The sequence below is a fragment of the Streptococcus sp. GS001 genome (genome assembly GCF_021595565.1).
GTDB classification, from domain to species: domain Bacteria; phylum Bacillota; class Bacilli; order Lactobacillales; family Streptococcaceae; genus Streptococcus; species Streptococcus xiaochunlingii.
Window position 1 is genome coordinate 34,161 of record NZ_JACSYJ010000006.1, and the last position, 14,932, is coordinate 49,092.

Sequence of the window (14,932 nt, forward strand, 5' to 3'; positions counted from 1 at the left end):
CCCCTAAGAGCAAAAAAATAGACTATCTATAGATAGTCTGTCACAAAATAAATCAGCGACCAAATAGTTAATTTTTATGGAAATCTTTAAATTTCTTTATCACTAAAAGGTTTGGCGTTTCGCCTTTCTTTCTGCTCGACCTCGAGCACGATTCTCAGCTCGCTTGGCTTTGCGACGTTTCTCGTCCACAGCCCATTTGATTTTTTTCTTGTAGCCTGGTTTGATTTTTTTCTTTTTCTTCTTGACCAAGCCGATCATCTCAATGTCAAGTTTTTCTTGGCGTTTTTCACGATTAGCCCGGCGATCCCGGTCATAGGTATCTTCGATAGCTCCAGCCTTCAAGACCTTAGGGACAAACTGGATGCCCAATTTTTCAAGCTCCCGAATGTCTGAGTCATCACTCGGTTGATAGAGGGTGATGGCTGTACCAGGAAGACCATTCCGACCAGTCCGGCCAACGCGGTGAACAAAGAAGGATAAGTCCTGTGGAATGGCATCGTTAATGACATGACTGACCCCTTCAATATCAATCCCACGCGCTGCCAAGTCCGTCGCCACGATATATTCAAAATCCAGATTTTTGACTTGGTTCATGATTCGCTTGCGCTCCCGTGGAGGAACCCCCCCATGGATTTTAGCGACCTTGAGCCCCTTCTCTACTAGAAAAGCATGCAAATCGTCCGCTCTGTCCTTGGTATTCACAAAAATCATTGCCAAATAAGGTTGAAGAGCCTGGGTTAGTTGATAGACTTGCTCATTCTTATCTCGCCCTTTTGTCGATACCAACCAGTTATCAATGGTGTCCGAGATCACCGTTTTGGTTTTGATCTGCTCCATGACAGGGTTAGACAAATATTTCTTCAAGAAGGGTTGTAACTTTTGCGGAATCGTAGCAGAGAAGACCAAAAACTGAAGCTTCTTTGGAAGACTGGATGCAATCTTGTCTACAGTCGTCAAAAAGCCCATATCGAGAGTCATATCAGCCTCATCGACCACAAAGGTATGGGCCTTATGAATGGCTAAATCTCCAGAGGCAACCAAATCATAGATGCGTCCTGGTGTCCCAATCACGATATGCGGTTGAGCCACTTGGAGCTTATCAATCTGACGAGCCTTATCAGTTCCGCCAACATAGTTGGCAATCCGAATTTCCTTTTCACAGTGGCTAGCAATCTGACGAGCCGCGTGGTAAATCTGTGTGGCCAATTCCCGACTAGGTGCTGTGATGACCACTTCGACATTACTACTATCCTCATTTAAGGTTTGAAAAATTGGTAAGAGGAAAGTATGGGTCTTCCCTGATCCTGTTTTGGATTCACCGACCAAATCTCGACCTGCTAAAACAATCGGGATGAGTTTTTCTTGAACTTCTGTCGCTTCGATAAAATTAATCTCTTTTAAGGCCTCTTGGATATAGTCCTTAAACTTAAAATCTGTAAATTTCATTCTCTTATCCTTTCATCATCTCTATTATTATATCAGAAAAGTTCTCTTACCGCTCTTCTTTTGAACAGCAATTCCCAGCTAGCAAAAAAGGCTGAGATAGCATCCCAACCTATTATTTTCAATGATTTATGAATTGATCAAAAAGTAGATCAAGAGGGTCAAGGCACTCATCCCAGCACCGAGACTCCAAAGAAAGGCATCGACCTTCCACTCAGACCATTTAGGTCCATTACCAGACAGACCACCCAATTCTAAATGGTGATGGAAAGGCGTCATGCGGAAAATCCGACGTCCTTCCCCTGTCCGTTTCTTGGTCCATTTGAAATAGGACACCTGGAGCATGACAGAGCTAGTCTCAAAGACGTAGACAATCCCAATCAAGAGCAAGGTCCACTCTACGTGGAGAGCCATGGATAGAGTCGCAAGCATCCCACCTAGGGCTAGGCTTCCAACATCTCCCATGAAAATCTTGGCCGGCTTGTGGTTGTATACGAAGAAACCTAATAGAGCTCCAATCATACTAATCGTTACAAAAAGGATATCGATTCGTCTTTGCCAAACAGCGATGATGGAATAAGCGATCAAGCTGATGGTTACCGAAATACTTGCCAAGCCATCAATCCCGTCCGTTAAGTTGACTGCATTTGAAAAACCAACCAACCAGAACAAGGCAAAGACAATATAGAAATGTCCCAAATAGACATCCCAACCAAAGACATTGAGAAGACTACCAGCTCCATGGCGTTCAGAGAAGAGATAGAAAATGATTCCACCCACCAATTGCAGGGCTAATTTTTGCTTGGGATTCAAGCCTTCATTGATCTTACGAAAGACCTTCAAGAAGTCATCCAAGAAACCGACGATTCCATACAAGACCAAAATAAAGAGGATCAATTGAACAGGACGCGTAAAGTTCCCAGTTAGGAAGCTAAAGACAAGGGTGACAAAGACTGAAGTGATCAAGAAGACCACTCCCCCCATAGTAGGAGTACCTGCTTTGGCTTTGTGTTGCTTCACATCTTCGTGCATTTGTTGGCCCGAAATATGGGCCCGTTGATAGAAACGGATAAAGGCAGGAATGCCAATAACCGTTAGAATAAATGATACTACTAGGGTAGCAAGTAACATATCAATCTCCTAATGTAATTGTTATTTTCTTCGTCTTCTTTAAAGCAGTTTCTACTTTGACGTTTTGTTTGCTCACACGAGAACCGTCCCCTTTATAGGTGATCTCAATGCCCGTCCATTCCGCAAATTTATCAACATTTTCCTTGGTCCAGCCATACATATCCGGAACTGAATCCAAGTCATCTGTTAATAATAACACTTGCTCATTTGCCTTTAATTTCGTTCCTGCTGATACAGACATCTTTTTAATATTCTTTCCAGTTCCTAGGACGACAGGCTGGATCAGATTGCGACGCAGTTCATCTGCGAAGCCACCTGGGCTGATGGTCTGCTTCAACTTCAATTCTTTCGACAAGGATTCTGCCGACGGCATCTTATAGGTGTCCTCTTTCGTGACCCCATCCAAGGCTTTGGTTTCAGTTACTAGATTCAACTCATCCTTCAAAGCAACCGCATCTTCCAAGACTGGATTGACCAGTTCTTGCCAGCTCTTTGGACTAAAGCTGACTTCAGGCTGTTGAACTGTCACATACATAATAAAATCTGGGTCTTCAGCAGGTGTCATGACAACAATCGAGTAGATATTATCATTTTCGCCTTCCAAGTAGCCATTAGCTGTCGCAATTTGGGCTGTCCCTGATTTAACAGCAACATTTTGTCCAGCTACTTGGATAATGGGACCATCCGATGAATAGAGGGTACCAAATTGAGGATCAGTCCCTACCGTAATCATGTAATTACGGGTCTGTTGGGCAACTGAAGCGGGTACTGGATTGCCGACAATCTCTCTTTGTGATTTACGAGCAGTTTCATGCTTGCCGTCGTAGATCGCACTGATAAATTTAGGCTCCAACATTTCCCCATCATTTGCAATGGCAGAAAATGCACGTAACATCTGCGTTTGGGTCACCGAAATCCCTTGACCGAAGGAAGACATGGCTTGAGTGACATAGTTATCACCTGGTAGGCCTCCAAAACCTTCGTCCCCCATTCCAAAACGTGTAGGAAGTCCGAACTTAAAGAGTTTGAGGTAATTCATCCAGACATTATTGCCCATCTTCTGTTCAAGCTTGGTCATCCCAATGTTACTTGAATAGGCAAAACCTTGGGCAATATTCATATAGCGACCTTCAGACAGCCCCATATTGACATCCCAGTCTTTGATGGTCGCGTCTTTTACTTGCAACTCGTTATTGTAATATACCTCGTTATAGGCTGGGAAAGTCCCATGATCAATCGCCGCAGCCAAGGTCATGACCTTCATAGTCGAACCTGGTTCATATTGATCCTGGTAAAGAATCGTGTTCCAGGTTCTCAGATTCTTAATATCCAAGCCTTCTTTGGTATCTGCATTATAGGTTGGACGTTGTGTCGTTGCAAGGATTTCCCCTGTTTTGGCACTGACCAACGTCGCACTGACATATTTACCTTTTACCTTTTCTTGGAAAACATCCATTCGCGTTTCGAGATAGGTTTGAAGTTCCGCAGAAAGGGTTGTGTATACATCCTTCCCATCTTCTGTCTTCACGGCAACCTTATCTGATCCTGGCACAATATTTCCGTTGCGATCCTTTTCATAGGTCACCACTCCATCCTGACCACCCAGGATCCGATCCAAGGATTTTTCTATTCCCGTTGTTCCCTGCAGGGTTTTATTGCCTTCTTTATCTTCTATCAATTGAGCTTGACCGATAAATTGAGAGGCAAAGGTCCCATTTTTATAACTCCGGTTTGGACTCGTCGTAAAATCAACACCTTTAATGTTGGCAGCTTCTAGTTCACTCCGGATAGCATCCATATTGCTATAGCTGATATCATTCCCCGCTGCACCAAAAGAAACTTGGTTGAGCTTCTTCTGAGACAGTTGTTGGACGACATAGTCTTTTTCCATGCCCAAATAACGATTAAAAACGTCCGCTACTTGGTTGTATTGACTTTCTTCAACGTATAAAACTTCACCTTTTGCCGATTTATAGGTTTTGTCGATGATCGCATAAACATTATAAGTCGTCGCATCCTCAGCAATAACAGCTCCATTTCGGTCATAAATTGTTCCTCGTTTGGCTGGAACAATCTCTGTTTTCTGATGGACTTGATGGGATAACTCAGATAAATTTTTTCCGAATTTGCTATCTGTGCCTATGATAACTGCAAAATTAATGAGAAATATGAAGAAAACAAGAATGGAAAGCAAACTTAAATTCTTAGCTACTTGCCGACGATTTTGGTCTGGAAGTTTCCTTTTTTTAAGGGAATAACGAATGATTTTCTTTTTTAATTTACTCATCGCTACTTGAACTCACCACTTTTCGATTTTCTTTTTGGAGGGTCATCCCCTGAGAACTAGCTAACTTAGACAAGCGTTCATATCGAGTCAACTCATTGACTTCTTGCCGGATATCTTCTAGTTCAGTCTCTTTTGTTTTTAGTTCCGTATTGAGGTTTGTCAAATCGCTTTGCACTTGTAGAATCCGCGTCTGCATAAAAATAATACTGACAGCGAGAATAATCCCTGTTAGGACAATCGAGCCATAAAAAGCTTTTTCTACTCTGGTAAAGCGACGAATACGATCTTGCAACTGACTGCCCCGAGATCGTAATGGTTGATCTGCCATGTTTATTTCCTCTTACTTATGAATTTTTCGAGCAACCCGCAATTTTGCAGAATGAGCTCGGTTGTTCTTCTCTAACTCTTCTTGGCTTGGAAGAATCGGTTTTCGAGAGACTAATTCCATTTTTGGTTTTAAGTCCTCTGGGATGAAAGGCAAGCCCTTCGGTACTTCTACTGTAGAAGCTTCTTTAAACAATTGTTTGGTCAAACGATCTTCCAAGGAATGAAAGGTAATGACTGAAATACGACCACCAACTGCCAACAAATCCATGGCCTGCTGGATTGATTCATCCGCCGCTCCCAATTCATCGTTGACTTCAATTCGAATCGCCTGGAAAATTTGTTTGGCTGGATGCCCCTTTTTCTTTAGTTCCTTAGCCGGTTTTGCCGATTTGATGATTTCAGCCAATTCTGTCGTCGTTTCAATCGGTTTTACCGCACGCGCTTGTTCGATCTTTCTAGCAATTTGCTTGGAAAACTTATCTTCCCCATACTTGAAAAAGATTCGGACTAGATCGTGGTAATCATAGTTGTTGACCACGTCATAAGCCGTCAAAGAGGCTTCTTGATTCATCCGCATGTCCAAGGGAGCATCTTTTTTATAAGAAAAACCGCGAGACCGCTCATCTAACTGGGGACTAGAAACTCCTAAATCATAACAGATTCCATCAATCTCATTGACTCCCAATTCTTGGAGACGCGCTTGAAGATTCCGGAAATTGTCTTTGATGAAGGTTACCATGCCCTTTTCAACATAAGGAGCTAATCGTTTCTCCGCATTATCAATCGCATGCTGATCCTGGTCAAAAGCATATAAATGCCCTTTTTCACTTAATTGACTTAATAAATATTCGCTATGGCCAGCTCCACCTAGAGTGGCATCCACATAGATTCCATCTGGCTTTACATCCAGCATATCAATCGTTTCATGGAGCAAGACCGTTACATGATGAAATTCTTTACTCATATCCTATCTATTTTACCACAAATCTGACCAGGATGCACTTGAGATTCTCTTCTCTATCTGCTCATCATTTTCGGATAAAAAGTTCCCATTCTTCAAAAGCTCATCCTATCAACCAATAGACCGAGAGAAGCAAATTGTGATACAATAACTCTATGAAAGATAAGAAATACCTCCTCCTTGGCCTGCTAGTGGCCGATCTAATTGCAGTCTACTTTTTCCTACGCACCCCTGTCCCTTGGATTTTTTGGACAGCAGCCTTCGTTCTTGCCATCTCTATTTGGATATTTAAAAATCAATGGAAAAACTACAAAAATAGAGATAAGGATTCAGAGTAGCCCATATAGAACAAGAAAACTCGATCAGTTCAACTTCTGATCGAGTTTTCTATTATCTATTTATGAATTGGGATCATCCAAACTGCGGCCGTGCAAACCTTTCTCTCGTTGTACTTGGCGTAGTTTCTCAGGTGTCACATCGTTACCTTCTTCGTCCACCACTTTAATTCCTTCGATATGGTGACGAACCGAACGACGATAACCTTCAATGTATTCTTCACGAAGTTTTGCTTGCTCCACTTCTTCTTCTGGAGTCAACCCTTCTGTTTTTTTCTTTTTAGCAAGCTCATTGATTCGAGCGATTTTTTCAGGTGTCATAATAAGACCTACTTTCTACCTTTTACCAGGTACTTATTTTGTGTTCAATTGGTTGAAGGCTGCAACAGCGTTAGCTTTCGCTACAAGACCTGCAAGAAGGGCCAAACGGTTGTTTTTAACAGCCTCATCTTCTGCCATCACCATAGTATTGTCAAAGAAGGCATCAATGACTGGGCTAAGAGCAAAGAGTTGAGTCAATTTGTCACTAGCTGCACCAGTCAATTCAAGCTCTTCAATTGCTTTAGCAAGAGCTTTTTCTTGATCATTTTCAAAGAGACTGGCATCGACCGCTACTGAAGCATCTGCTTTTTCTGCCAAGTTGAAAGCACGTGAGAGGGATTCAACAGCTGCCTTGTAACCATCGGTCTTCGTAGCTTCTGAGAGAGCGTCAGCTACTTCCAACATATCTGCCACGACAAAGTTTGAACCAGCAAGAACAGCGTCTTTGATATCTTTTGCTGTGCGTCCCATCATCTTGTCCACACGCGCCTTGATGAAGTTGAGCACTTCTGCTTGATTATCATAAGAAAGGCTATCAAATGAAAGAGCGTAAAGGCTGTCAATCAACTCATCCATAGGGATATGCCAGCCAAAGGCATCCAAGATACGGACAATCCCTTGTGTTGCACGACGAAGCGCATAAGGGTCATTGGAACCTGATGGAATCAAGCCTACTGAGAAGAAGGAAAGGAGGGTATCCAATTTATCTGCAAGGGCAAGGATGGCACCAACCTTAGTCTCTGGAAGGGCTCCGTCTGCTGAATCAGGAAGGTAGTGCTCACGGATAGCTGTCGCTACCGCAGCATCTTCACCAGCAAGGAGGGCGTATTTTTCACCCATGATTCCTTGCAATTCATCGAACTCTCCGACCATACCCGTCAAGAGGTCAAATTTGTAGATTTCAGCTGCACGAGCGACGGCTGCCGTTTCTTCAGCTGTCAAACCAGCTTGCTCAGCTAGTGACGCTGCAATGACACCAGCACGCGCCATGTGTTCTGAAAGAGAACCAATTTTTTCATGGAAGGTCACGTGTGCCAATTTAGCAACCAGGTCTTCAATCTTAAGTTTTTGGTCTTCACGCCAGAAGAATTCACCATCTTCGAGACGTGCCACCAAGACTTTTTCATTTCCTCGAACGACATTTTCCAAGTGCTCAGCGTTACCATTACGGACGGAGATGAAGTTTGGTTTCAGCTGACCATCAAGGTCACGTACAACAAAGTAACGTTGGTGTGTTTCCATTGATGTCACCAAAACCTCTTCTGGAACGTCCAAATATTTAGTGTCAAAACTTCCCATAAAGGCAGTTGGGTATTCGACCAAGTTCAAGACTTCATTCAAAAGGCCTTCTTCAATTTGGACTTGCACACCTTGTTCTGCTTCGATGGCCTTGATTTGTTCACGAATCATGTTTTCACGTTCTTTGCTATCCGCAATCACGTAAACGGTACGAAGGTCTTCTTCGTACGAATCCGCATTGGTAATTTCCACTTCATGTCCAAGGAAACGGTGTCCGCGACTCACACGACCTGAATGGATATCCAAGAAGTCGAGATCAAGCGCTTCATCACCCAAAAGGACAATCAAGGTATGAACTGGACGAATGTATTCAAAGCTGTTGTTAGCCCAGTGCATGCTGACAGGGAAAGTCAATGAAGCAAGTACTTCTGGAACGCCGGCCAAGACTTCTTTGGCAGGTTTTCCAGCTTCATGTTTCGTCACGTAAACGTATTCTTCTCCCTTAACTTCACGGAATTCGATGTCATCTACAGTCAAGCCTTTTCCACGGACAAAGCCTTGCGCTGCTTTTGAGAAGTTTCCATCAGCATCCAAGGCGATTTTCTTAGAAGGTCCTTTAAAATCTTCAGTCAAATCCGATTGTTGATCCGCCAAACCAATCACACGGACGGCCAAACGACGTGGAGTTGAGAAGGTTTGAATGTTTTCATATGAAAGGCGGTTATCATCCAAGAAGGCTGCCATTTTCTCACCCAATTGTTTTTCACTTGGTGTGACAACGTAGGCTGGCAACTCTTCAAGTCCAAGTTCTACTAATAAGTTTTTTGTCATGTTTTTTCTCCGAAAAATATCTTTTTTTCCAGTTTGGCTTATGTGATTGGCACGCAAGCAACCGACTTCGTCGTTTCATTGCTAAAATTGGAGCCTAAGGTCTCCAATTTTGCCTGGTATCGTTAGTTTCTCTAACGATACCTTTATCACTGTGGCAACTGGTTCTGTAGGATTGCTCTATCATCCAATCCCATCTAATACGCTCTCTTTATTCTTCCTCTTCTGCTAGGAGTTTTGCGCGTGTGGCTTCGTCGAGCAGTGGGTAACCGAGTTTCTTGCGTTCTGCGACGAAGGTTTTGGCTACAACACGGGCCAAGTTACGGATGCGTGCAATGTAGCCAGCGCGTTCTGTAACAGAAACAGCACCACGTGCATCTAGCAAGTTGAAGGTGTGTGAGCATTTCAAAACATAGTCATAGGCTGGGTGAACAAGGCCCAATTCCAAAGCACGTCCTGCTTCTTTTTCAAATTTCTCAAAGTTTTCAAGCAACATATCTTGGTCAGAAACTTCAAAGCTGTATTTTGAGTGCTCGTATTCTGGTTGAAGGAAGATTTCTCCGTATTTTACCCCTGGAGCCCACTCAATATCGTAAACAGAATCTACTTCTTGGATATAAGAAGCTAAACGCTCCAACCCATAAGTGACCTCAGCGGTAACAGGACCAGTTGCCAAACCACCGACTTGTTGGAAGTAGGTGAACTGAGTGATTTCCATACCGTCAAGCCAAACTTCCCAACCAAGACCAGCTGAACCAGTTGATGGGTTTTCCCAGTTATCTTCAACGAAACGAATATCGTGTTCCAATGGGTTGATGCCCAATTTTTCCAAAGACTCGAGGTAGAGTTCTTGGATATTTGAAGGCGATGGTTTCATGACCACTTGGAATTGGTGGTGTTGGTAAAGACGGTTTGGGTTTTCCCCGTAACGTCCATCAGCTGGACGACGTGATGGCTCTACATAAGCCGCATTCCATGGCTCAGGACCGATGGCACGAAGGAAGGTATAAGGACTCATGGTTCCCGCACCCTTCTCGTTATCATACGCCTGCATGAGCATACAACCCTGGTCATTCCAGTATTGTTGCAAAGTCAAAATAATTTCTTGGAAGGTTAGTTTTTTAGACATCTTCTTCTCCTTTTTATAATTTCTTGCGACTTTGGATACAAAAAAACCGTGTCTTTGCTCCTAAGTCAAGTGACCTAGGGGCGTCAAAAACGCGGTTCCACCCTAATTTATTACTTCATTTTATTCTACTGTACTCAGCTTTTTACTGAGAGAAAGCGCCACTTGCTTATCTTGTTCTGCTTGGCTTTCACTATCCCAAGCTCGCTTAAAAAACGCCATAAGCCTTTCTTTCTTGACTAGTATTATAGCAGATTTCTACTCTAGTGTAAACCAAAAACAAGTCCGAAACAGGTGTTTCAGACTTGTTGCAAATCCTTTCAAAGAAAGGTGACTGTTATGGGCGTTTTACAATCTTTGGTTTTTTCCCATTTAATTTTTTCTTAGCAGCTTTAACCTCAGCTAATACCGCCTTGACTTCCTGTTGACTAGCACCAGGATTAGCCAATACAGCTTGAGCGCGGATAAAGGCTTGCAGGTAGTTTACCTTCACCTTATCTGCTGCATAGATAAACTTAGCGTTCTTAGCTTGGAACTGGAGTTCTGCCTCAATCAATTTCTTTAGACTTGAAAAATCGGTTGTTTTTCCATTTAACTGTTGATCAGCTGCCTGGTAATTCGCAAGTGCTTGGTTGATTTGCTCTTGTGTCACACCTTCACGGACGAGCAAGAGAGCCAATTCCTTAAAGCTTTGGTCAAAGGCACGTCGAGCGGAATCCTTAGTGTTGGCATAGCGACCTGTTTTTGAGGTTACATCATAGGCAGCAATGGCTGATTTTAGCGCTGTAAAATCAGACTCTTTTCCGTCTAATTGACTTGTAACCAATCCAAGATTTGAGAAGATTTGGTTAACTTCTGCTTGTGATAACTTAGTCGCAAGAGCTTTCTGAGCTTCTTGATAAGCTGCATCATAGGCTAAACGTTTTTCACTTGTTGCATTAAAGTACTGAGGAGTGCTGGTCAAGTTAGCTTGTTGGGCCAACAATTGCAACAATTGGGTCTTAATGACAACAGATAGTTTTGTGAGATTGTTTTGGTCTGCTAGAACGGTCACAGTCGGTGCATCCTCAAACAACTCATAACCTGTTGGTAGACTGACAGAAATCGTGTATGTTCCAACTGGGACATCTTTTCCAAAAGCATTCTTGCCATAGCGTTGAACTGGAAGAACAAAGGTTTCACCAGCTTGATTTTTCAAGACAACTGGTGTTGTTCTTGGTACTGCTTGATCAAAGACCAGGCTCAAAGGTGCAGTGACAATCTCTTTGGCCAAGAATTCGATGGTCTTAAAGCTGTCCTCTGCAGTGATTTCAAATTTCTGAGTTCGTTCGCTGACGAGTTTCAGATCTGATTTGTCATAGGCAAAGAGTTCTGCCACGTAGCTACCAAACTTAAGGAAATTGATTTCTTTCCCTTTGTCTAAGTTGACATACTGTCCTTGATCATCCTTGATACGGTAGACAAAATCGGTATCTAATTCTTTATGTGTATCGGCATCTAGGACTGACACCTTAATCCGGCCACTATCTTCACTACCAGCAAAATCAGCAAGAGAGGCAAAGTCGCGGTTTCCAGCGTAGTCTTCTACCACATAGTAAAGTAAGTCTTTACTGATTCCTTCTGGAAGAGTATAGCCACCATCTTCATTCGCCGTTAAATAGACACGGTTTTCAAAGCGACTGGTCTTCCCTAGGGCGTCTTTCCCCTCCTTAACCAGGGTTCCTTCTTCATCAAAGGCTTTGACATAGAAGACTTGCTCTCGTAAGATTCCACCATTGCCAATATCTTTTGTTTTACGAGCATAGAAGGTTTCTACCCCATCCTTCTTGGTCGTATAACCTGAAGTCAAGACTGGTTTTTGGGTGTCGATTTGGAGATTAAAGCGAACAACTTGCTCTTCTGCTCCTGGAACGGCTGGCGTATAGCGAACTTCATAGACATAGTGACCATCCGCTACCTTTTCACCCTTGGCATCCGTTCCTTCCCAAGCCGTATTGTCGACTAGATAAGATCGTTTCCCACGTCCGTCAAAATAATTCTTACGAGCAGAGAAAGATCCTGTACTTGACCAAATTGGATTAGCAAATGCTTGATCATCTGCCTTGTAGACAGCTGCTTTCATATTTTTTAGGTTTCGCAAGACGACTGCACGATACTGCACATAATCTTTGTTCCCATCTCCATCTGGAGAAATAGCCAGACGGACATTGCCGTCAGTATCCAAATGAAGGACATTCAACCCTTCTGATGTTTCCACTGTTCCAAGAACGATTGGACTTCGTTCTGCTGTTTCCTTCTTAGCAGTCGTATAGAGCACATCATTCGCGTTTGAAACTAAAGAGGTGACGTTCGCATTGGATGGCACGTGTTTGGTTTCTGGGACATCATAGTAGAATCCTGATTTCCCTTCTCTTACCAAGTTGTAGATTGGTTTTTCAACCGCAGGGATATCTTGGAAGGAACCACGGAATCCCATAAATGGAATGCTAACCACATCGCCATCATCTGCTGGATCCACAAAGCGAACAAATCCTTCTAGGAAGTAACCGTTCGGCATCAATTTAGTCAATTCTTCCGCAAACTTAGATGCATCGACAGTCACCGTCACTGTCTGACTACTATGGGCTTTTACGGTGACATTTGGCCATACTGTCTCTGTTAATTTCCGTGGCTTCAAGGTAAAGTGATCGTCTTTTACATCGTCGGTAGTGGTATTCACAATCATCTTCAACTCTCTGTCAGTATCAGAAATATTATGAACGGTCACATCAAAACTGAATCGATCTTCTACATTACCAAGGGTTACGCTTGGGTAAGCATCTTCATTCGTTACATATAAATCTGTCGAGACAGCTGCAGCAGTATCTACAATCCCTGCCCCTTGTTGACGTACCGAAGTGTAGGCCCCCGTTTCTTTGTTGAAGTGCGGTTTTGCAGTCGACATGATCAAGGCCTTAACCGTTGCAGATAGCTCCTCTGGTGAAAGTTCTGGATGATGAGCTTGAAGGTATTCCTTCACCAAAGCTGATACCCCAGCCACATGAGGAGAGGCCATACTGGTTCCGCTGATACTGCCATAGCTATTATCATTTAGTGAAGAGAAGATCGATCCACCAGGTGCTGTGACATCCGGTTTTAATTGTCCATCCGTTGAGACTCCCCAACTAGAGAATTCAGACATCTTCCCAGCGTCAGGGTTTGGACGGTTATCCAGACTACCATCAAAGACTATCTTGTAGTCTTTGTCTTTGATGGCTTCTCCATAGCGCTTGGAAATAAATACCGCAGGAATCTTTCTCGCATCACCTTCTAGACCCATTTTGACATTTGCGCCTTCGACACTGTTGTAAATGAGGGCACCAATCGCTCCTTTTTTATAGACATTAGCGACCTTATCTGAGAAGGTGATTTCACCACGTTTGATGAGGGCGACTTTACCAGTCAAATCGAGACTCTCTAAATCACTCTCACGCCCCAAGCCAGCATCCACATAGTCATATTCTTTCCCATTTTCAAAATTGGCATCTGTTTCAGCTGCTGTATAGGTGAACTTTCCTTTATCCAAGTCAGCATTGTCTTCCAAACCACGAACTGTAAAGACTTCTTCTGTTACGAATGAATCGTTTACTGAGGCAACTGAAATAGACTCTTCTACGGTTGAAGGACTACCCACGACACCATAATCAGGGTTTTCAGCACTTGGGTTGTTATAACCATATCCATAAGTATTGCTATTACCTGCCGCGATGACGACACTAACCCCTTTGGCGCGTGCTCGTTGAATCGCTTCTCTGACAGCAGGACTAGCATTCACTGTAGATCCTGTCCCAGATCCTAAACTCATATTAATGACATCGGCTCCCAATGCCACTGCGTCATCAATCGCTTTTACATAGACAACATCGCTGGTGGATCCACTACGATCAGAGAAAACCCGCATAAACATCACTTGGGCTTCTGGAGCAACTCCATATACGTAGTTGCCATCCCCAGCTTTTTTGTCAGGGTTCCCAGTCGCAATCCCTGTTACGTGCATACCGTGTGAATCATGGTCTTTTTCTTTGATATTGTCATCTCCATCCATATAATCATAGGCAAAGACAACCTTATCGTTGTACCATTTTCCGTAGTCAATTCCCGCTGCTTTTTTGGCAGCTTCTAATTCTGTTTGATTTTTGAATTTCCCTTTTGTAGGGTCTGAAATCCGCAATACTTCGTGGTAGACATCTAAACCAGAGTCAATGACCGCAACAACAGTCCCTTCACCCTTGTACCCTTTTTCCCAAGTTTGGGGCACATTAATAATCGTATTGCTGCTAATACTTAATGGTTTATCTTCAGCTTTCTTTTCGGTTCTTGCTTCCGTTACAGGTTTAGCCTCACTCTTCTCCTCTGTTGAAGAAGGTTTTGCTTCTGTTTTTTCCTGTCCTTCGGATGTTTTTTCTGCAGTTTTTTCTTCGGTTTTAGTTACGACTTCCGCTTGCTTTTCAGTAGCTTGAGCCTCTGTTTTTGCTTCCTGCGCAAGGACTTGGCTGTCTGATTCGACAGATGGAGTTGTTGCCCCTTTGTCTGAGGAAGCTAGCTCGTCAACAACTTTACCATTTTCAACTACTGAGCCTGTAGTCTGCTCACTTGCCTGATTCGTTACAGGAGACGCAGACTCACTTGGCGATATTGGATTTGCTTCTGCAGATGCAACGACTGCAGTCTCAGGCTGTTTCGCTTCATCAGCACTTACATTCCCTGCTCCAAAGACAAGAACAGATCCTAACAGCACCGATGCAACACCAAACTTATATTTTCTCAATGAGAAACGCTGTTTACTCATAAAATTCCCCCTATATACTAAATTATTCTTATTATACTCCTAATTTTTCAGAAAATTCACTCAACATTAACTTTGTTATCAAATTGTAATATTCCCGTACAATATC

At 43.1% G+C, this 14,932-nt stretch carries 9 protein-coding genes; all 9 read right to left on the reverse strand.

The annotated features are described in order from the left end of the window. Nucleotides 1–102: 102 nt before the first annotated feature. Nucleotides 103–1,446 carry a DEAD/DEAH box helicase gene (locus H8S88_RS09530; protein WP_195324684.1) on the reverse strand — a complete coding sequence of 448 codons (1,344 nt, stop codon included), beginning with the start codon at nt 1,444–1,446 and terminating at the stop codon, nt 103–105. A gap of 126 nt (nt 1,447–1,572) precedes the next feature. Beyond that, nucleotides 1,573–2,574 carry a phospho-N-acetylmuramoyl-pentapeptide-transferase gene (gene mraY / locus H8S88_RS09535; RefSeq protein WP_195324682.1) on the reverse strand — a complete coding sequence of 334 codons (1,002 nt, stop codon included), beginning with the start codon at nt 2,572–2,574 and terminating at the stop codon, nt 1,573–1,575. 1 nt (nt 2,575) lies between these two features. After that, nucleotides 2,576–4,861, reverse strand: a complete 2,286-nt coding sequence (pbp2x, locus tag H8S88_RS09540) for a penicillin-binding protein PBP2X (RefSeq protein WP_195324680.1) — start codon at nt 4,859–4,861, stop codon at nt 2,576–2,578. Next, nucleotides 4,854–5,189, reverse strand: a complete 336-nt coding sequence (gene ftsL / locus H8S88_RS09545) for a cell division protein FtsL (RefSeq protein WP_006596866.1) — start codon at nt 5,187–5,189, stop codon at nt 4,854–4,856. Before ftsL ends, pbp2x begins: the two co-directional genes overlap by 8 nt. A 12-nt stretch (nt 5,190–5,201) precedes the next feature. Next, nucleotides 5,202–6,152 carry a 16S rRNA (cytosine(1402)-N(4))-methyltransferase RsmH gene (gene rsmH / locus H8S88_RS09550; protein ID WP_006596867.1) on the reverse strand — a complete coding sequence of 317 codons (951 nt, stop codon included), beginning with the start codon at nt 6,150–6,152 and terminating at the stop codon, nt 5,202–5,204. Nucleotides 6,153–6,547: 395 nt separating this feature from the next. Further along, nucleotides 6,548–6,805 (reverse strand): DUF896 family protein, encoded by a 258-nt coding sequence (locus tag H8S88_RS09555; RefSeq protein ID WP_023920274.1) that lies wholly within the window; start codon nt 6,803–6,805, stop codon nt 6,548–6,550. 33 nt (nt 6,806–6,838) lie between these two features. Beyond that, entirely contained in the window at nt 6,839–8,875 is a 2,037-nt protein-coding gene (gene glyS, locus H8S88_RS09560; RefSeq protein ID WP_236128277.1) for a glycine--tRNA ligase subunit beta, read from the reverse strand. Between the two features lie 208 nt (nt 8,876–9,083). Further along, nucleotides 9,084–10,001 (reverse strand): glycine--tRNA ligase subunit alpha, encoded by a 918-nt coding sequence (gene glyQ / locus H8S88_RS09565; RefSeq protein WP_000038760.1) that lies wholly within the window; start codon nt 9,999–10,001, stop codon nt 9,084–9,086. Between the two features lie 334 nt (nt 10,002–10,335). Continuing rightward, complete coding sequence (locus H8S88_RS09570; RefSeq protein ID WP_048789457.1) at nt 10,336–14,826, reverse strand: S8 family serine peptidase; 4,491 nt, start codon at nt 14,824–14,826, stop codon at nt 10,336–10,338. Nucleotides 14,827–14,932: the final 106 nt, after the last annotated feature.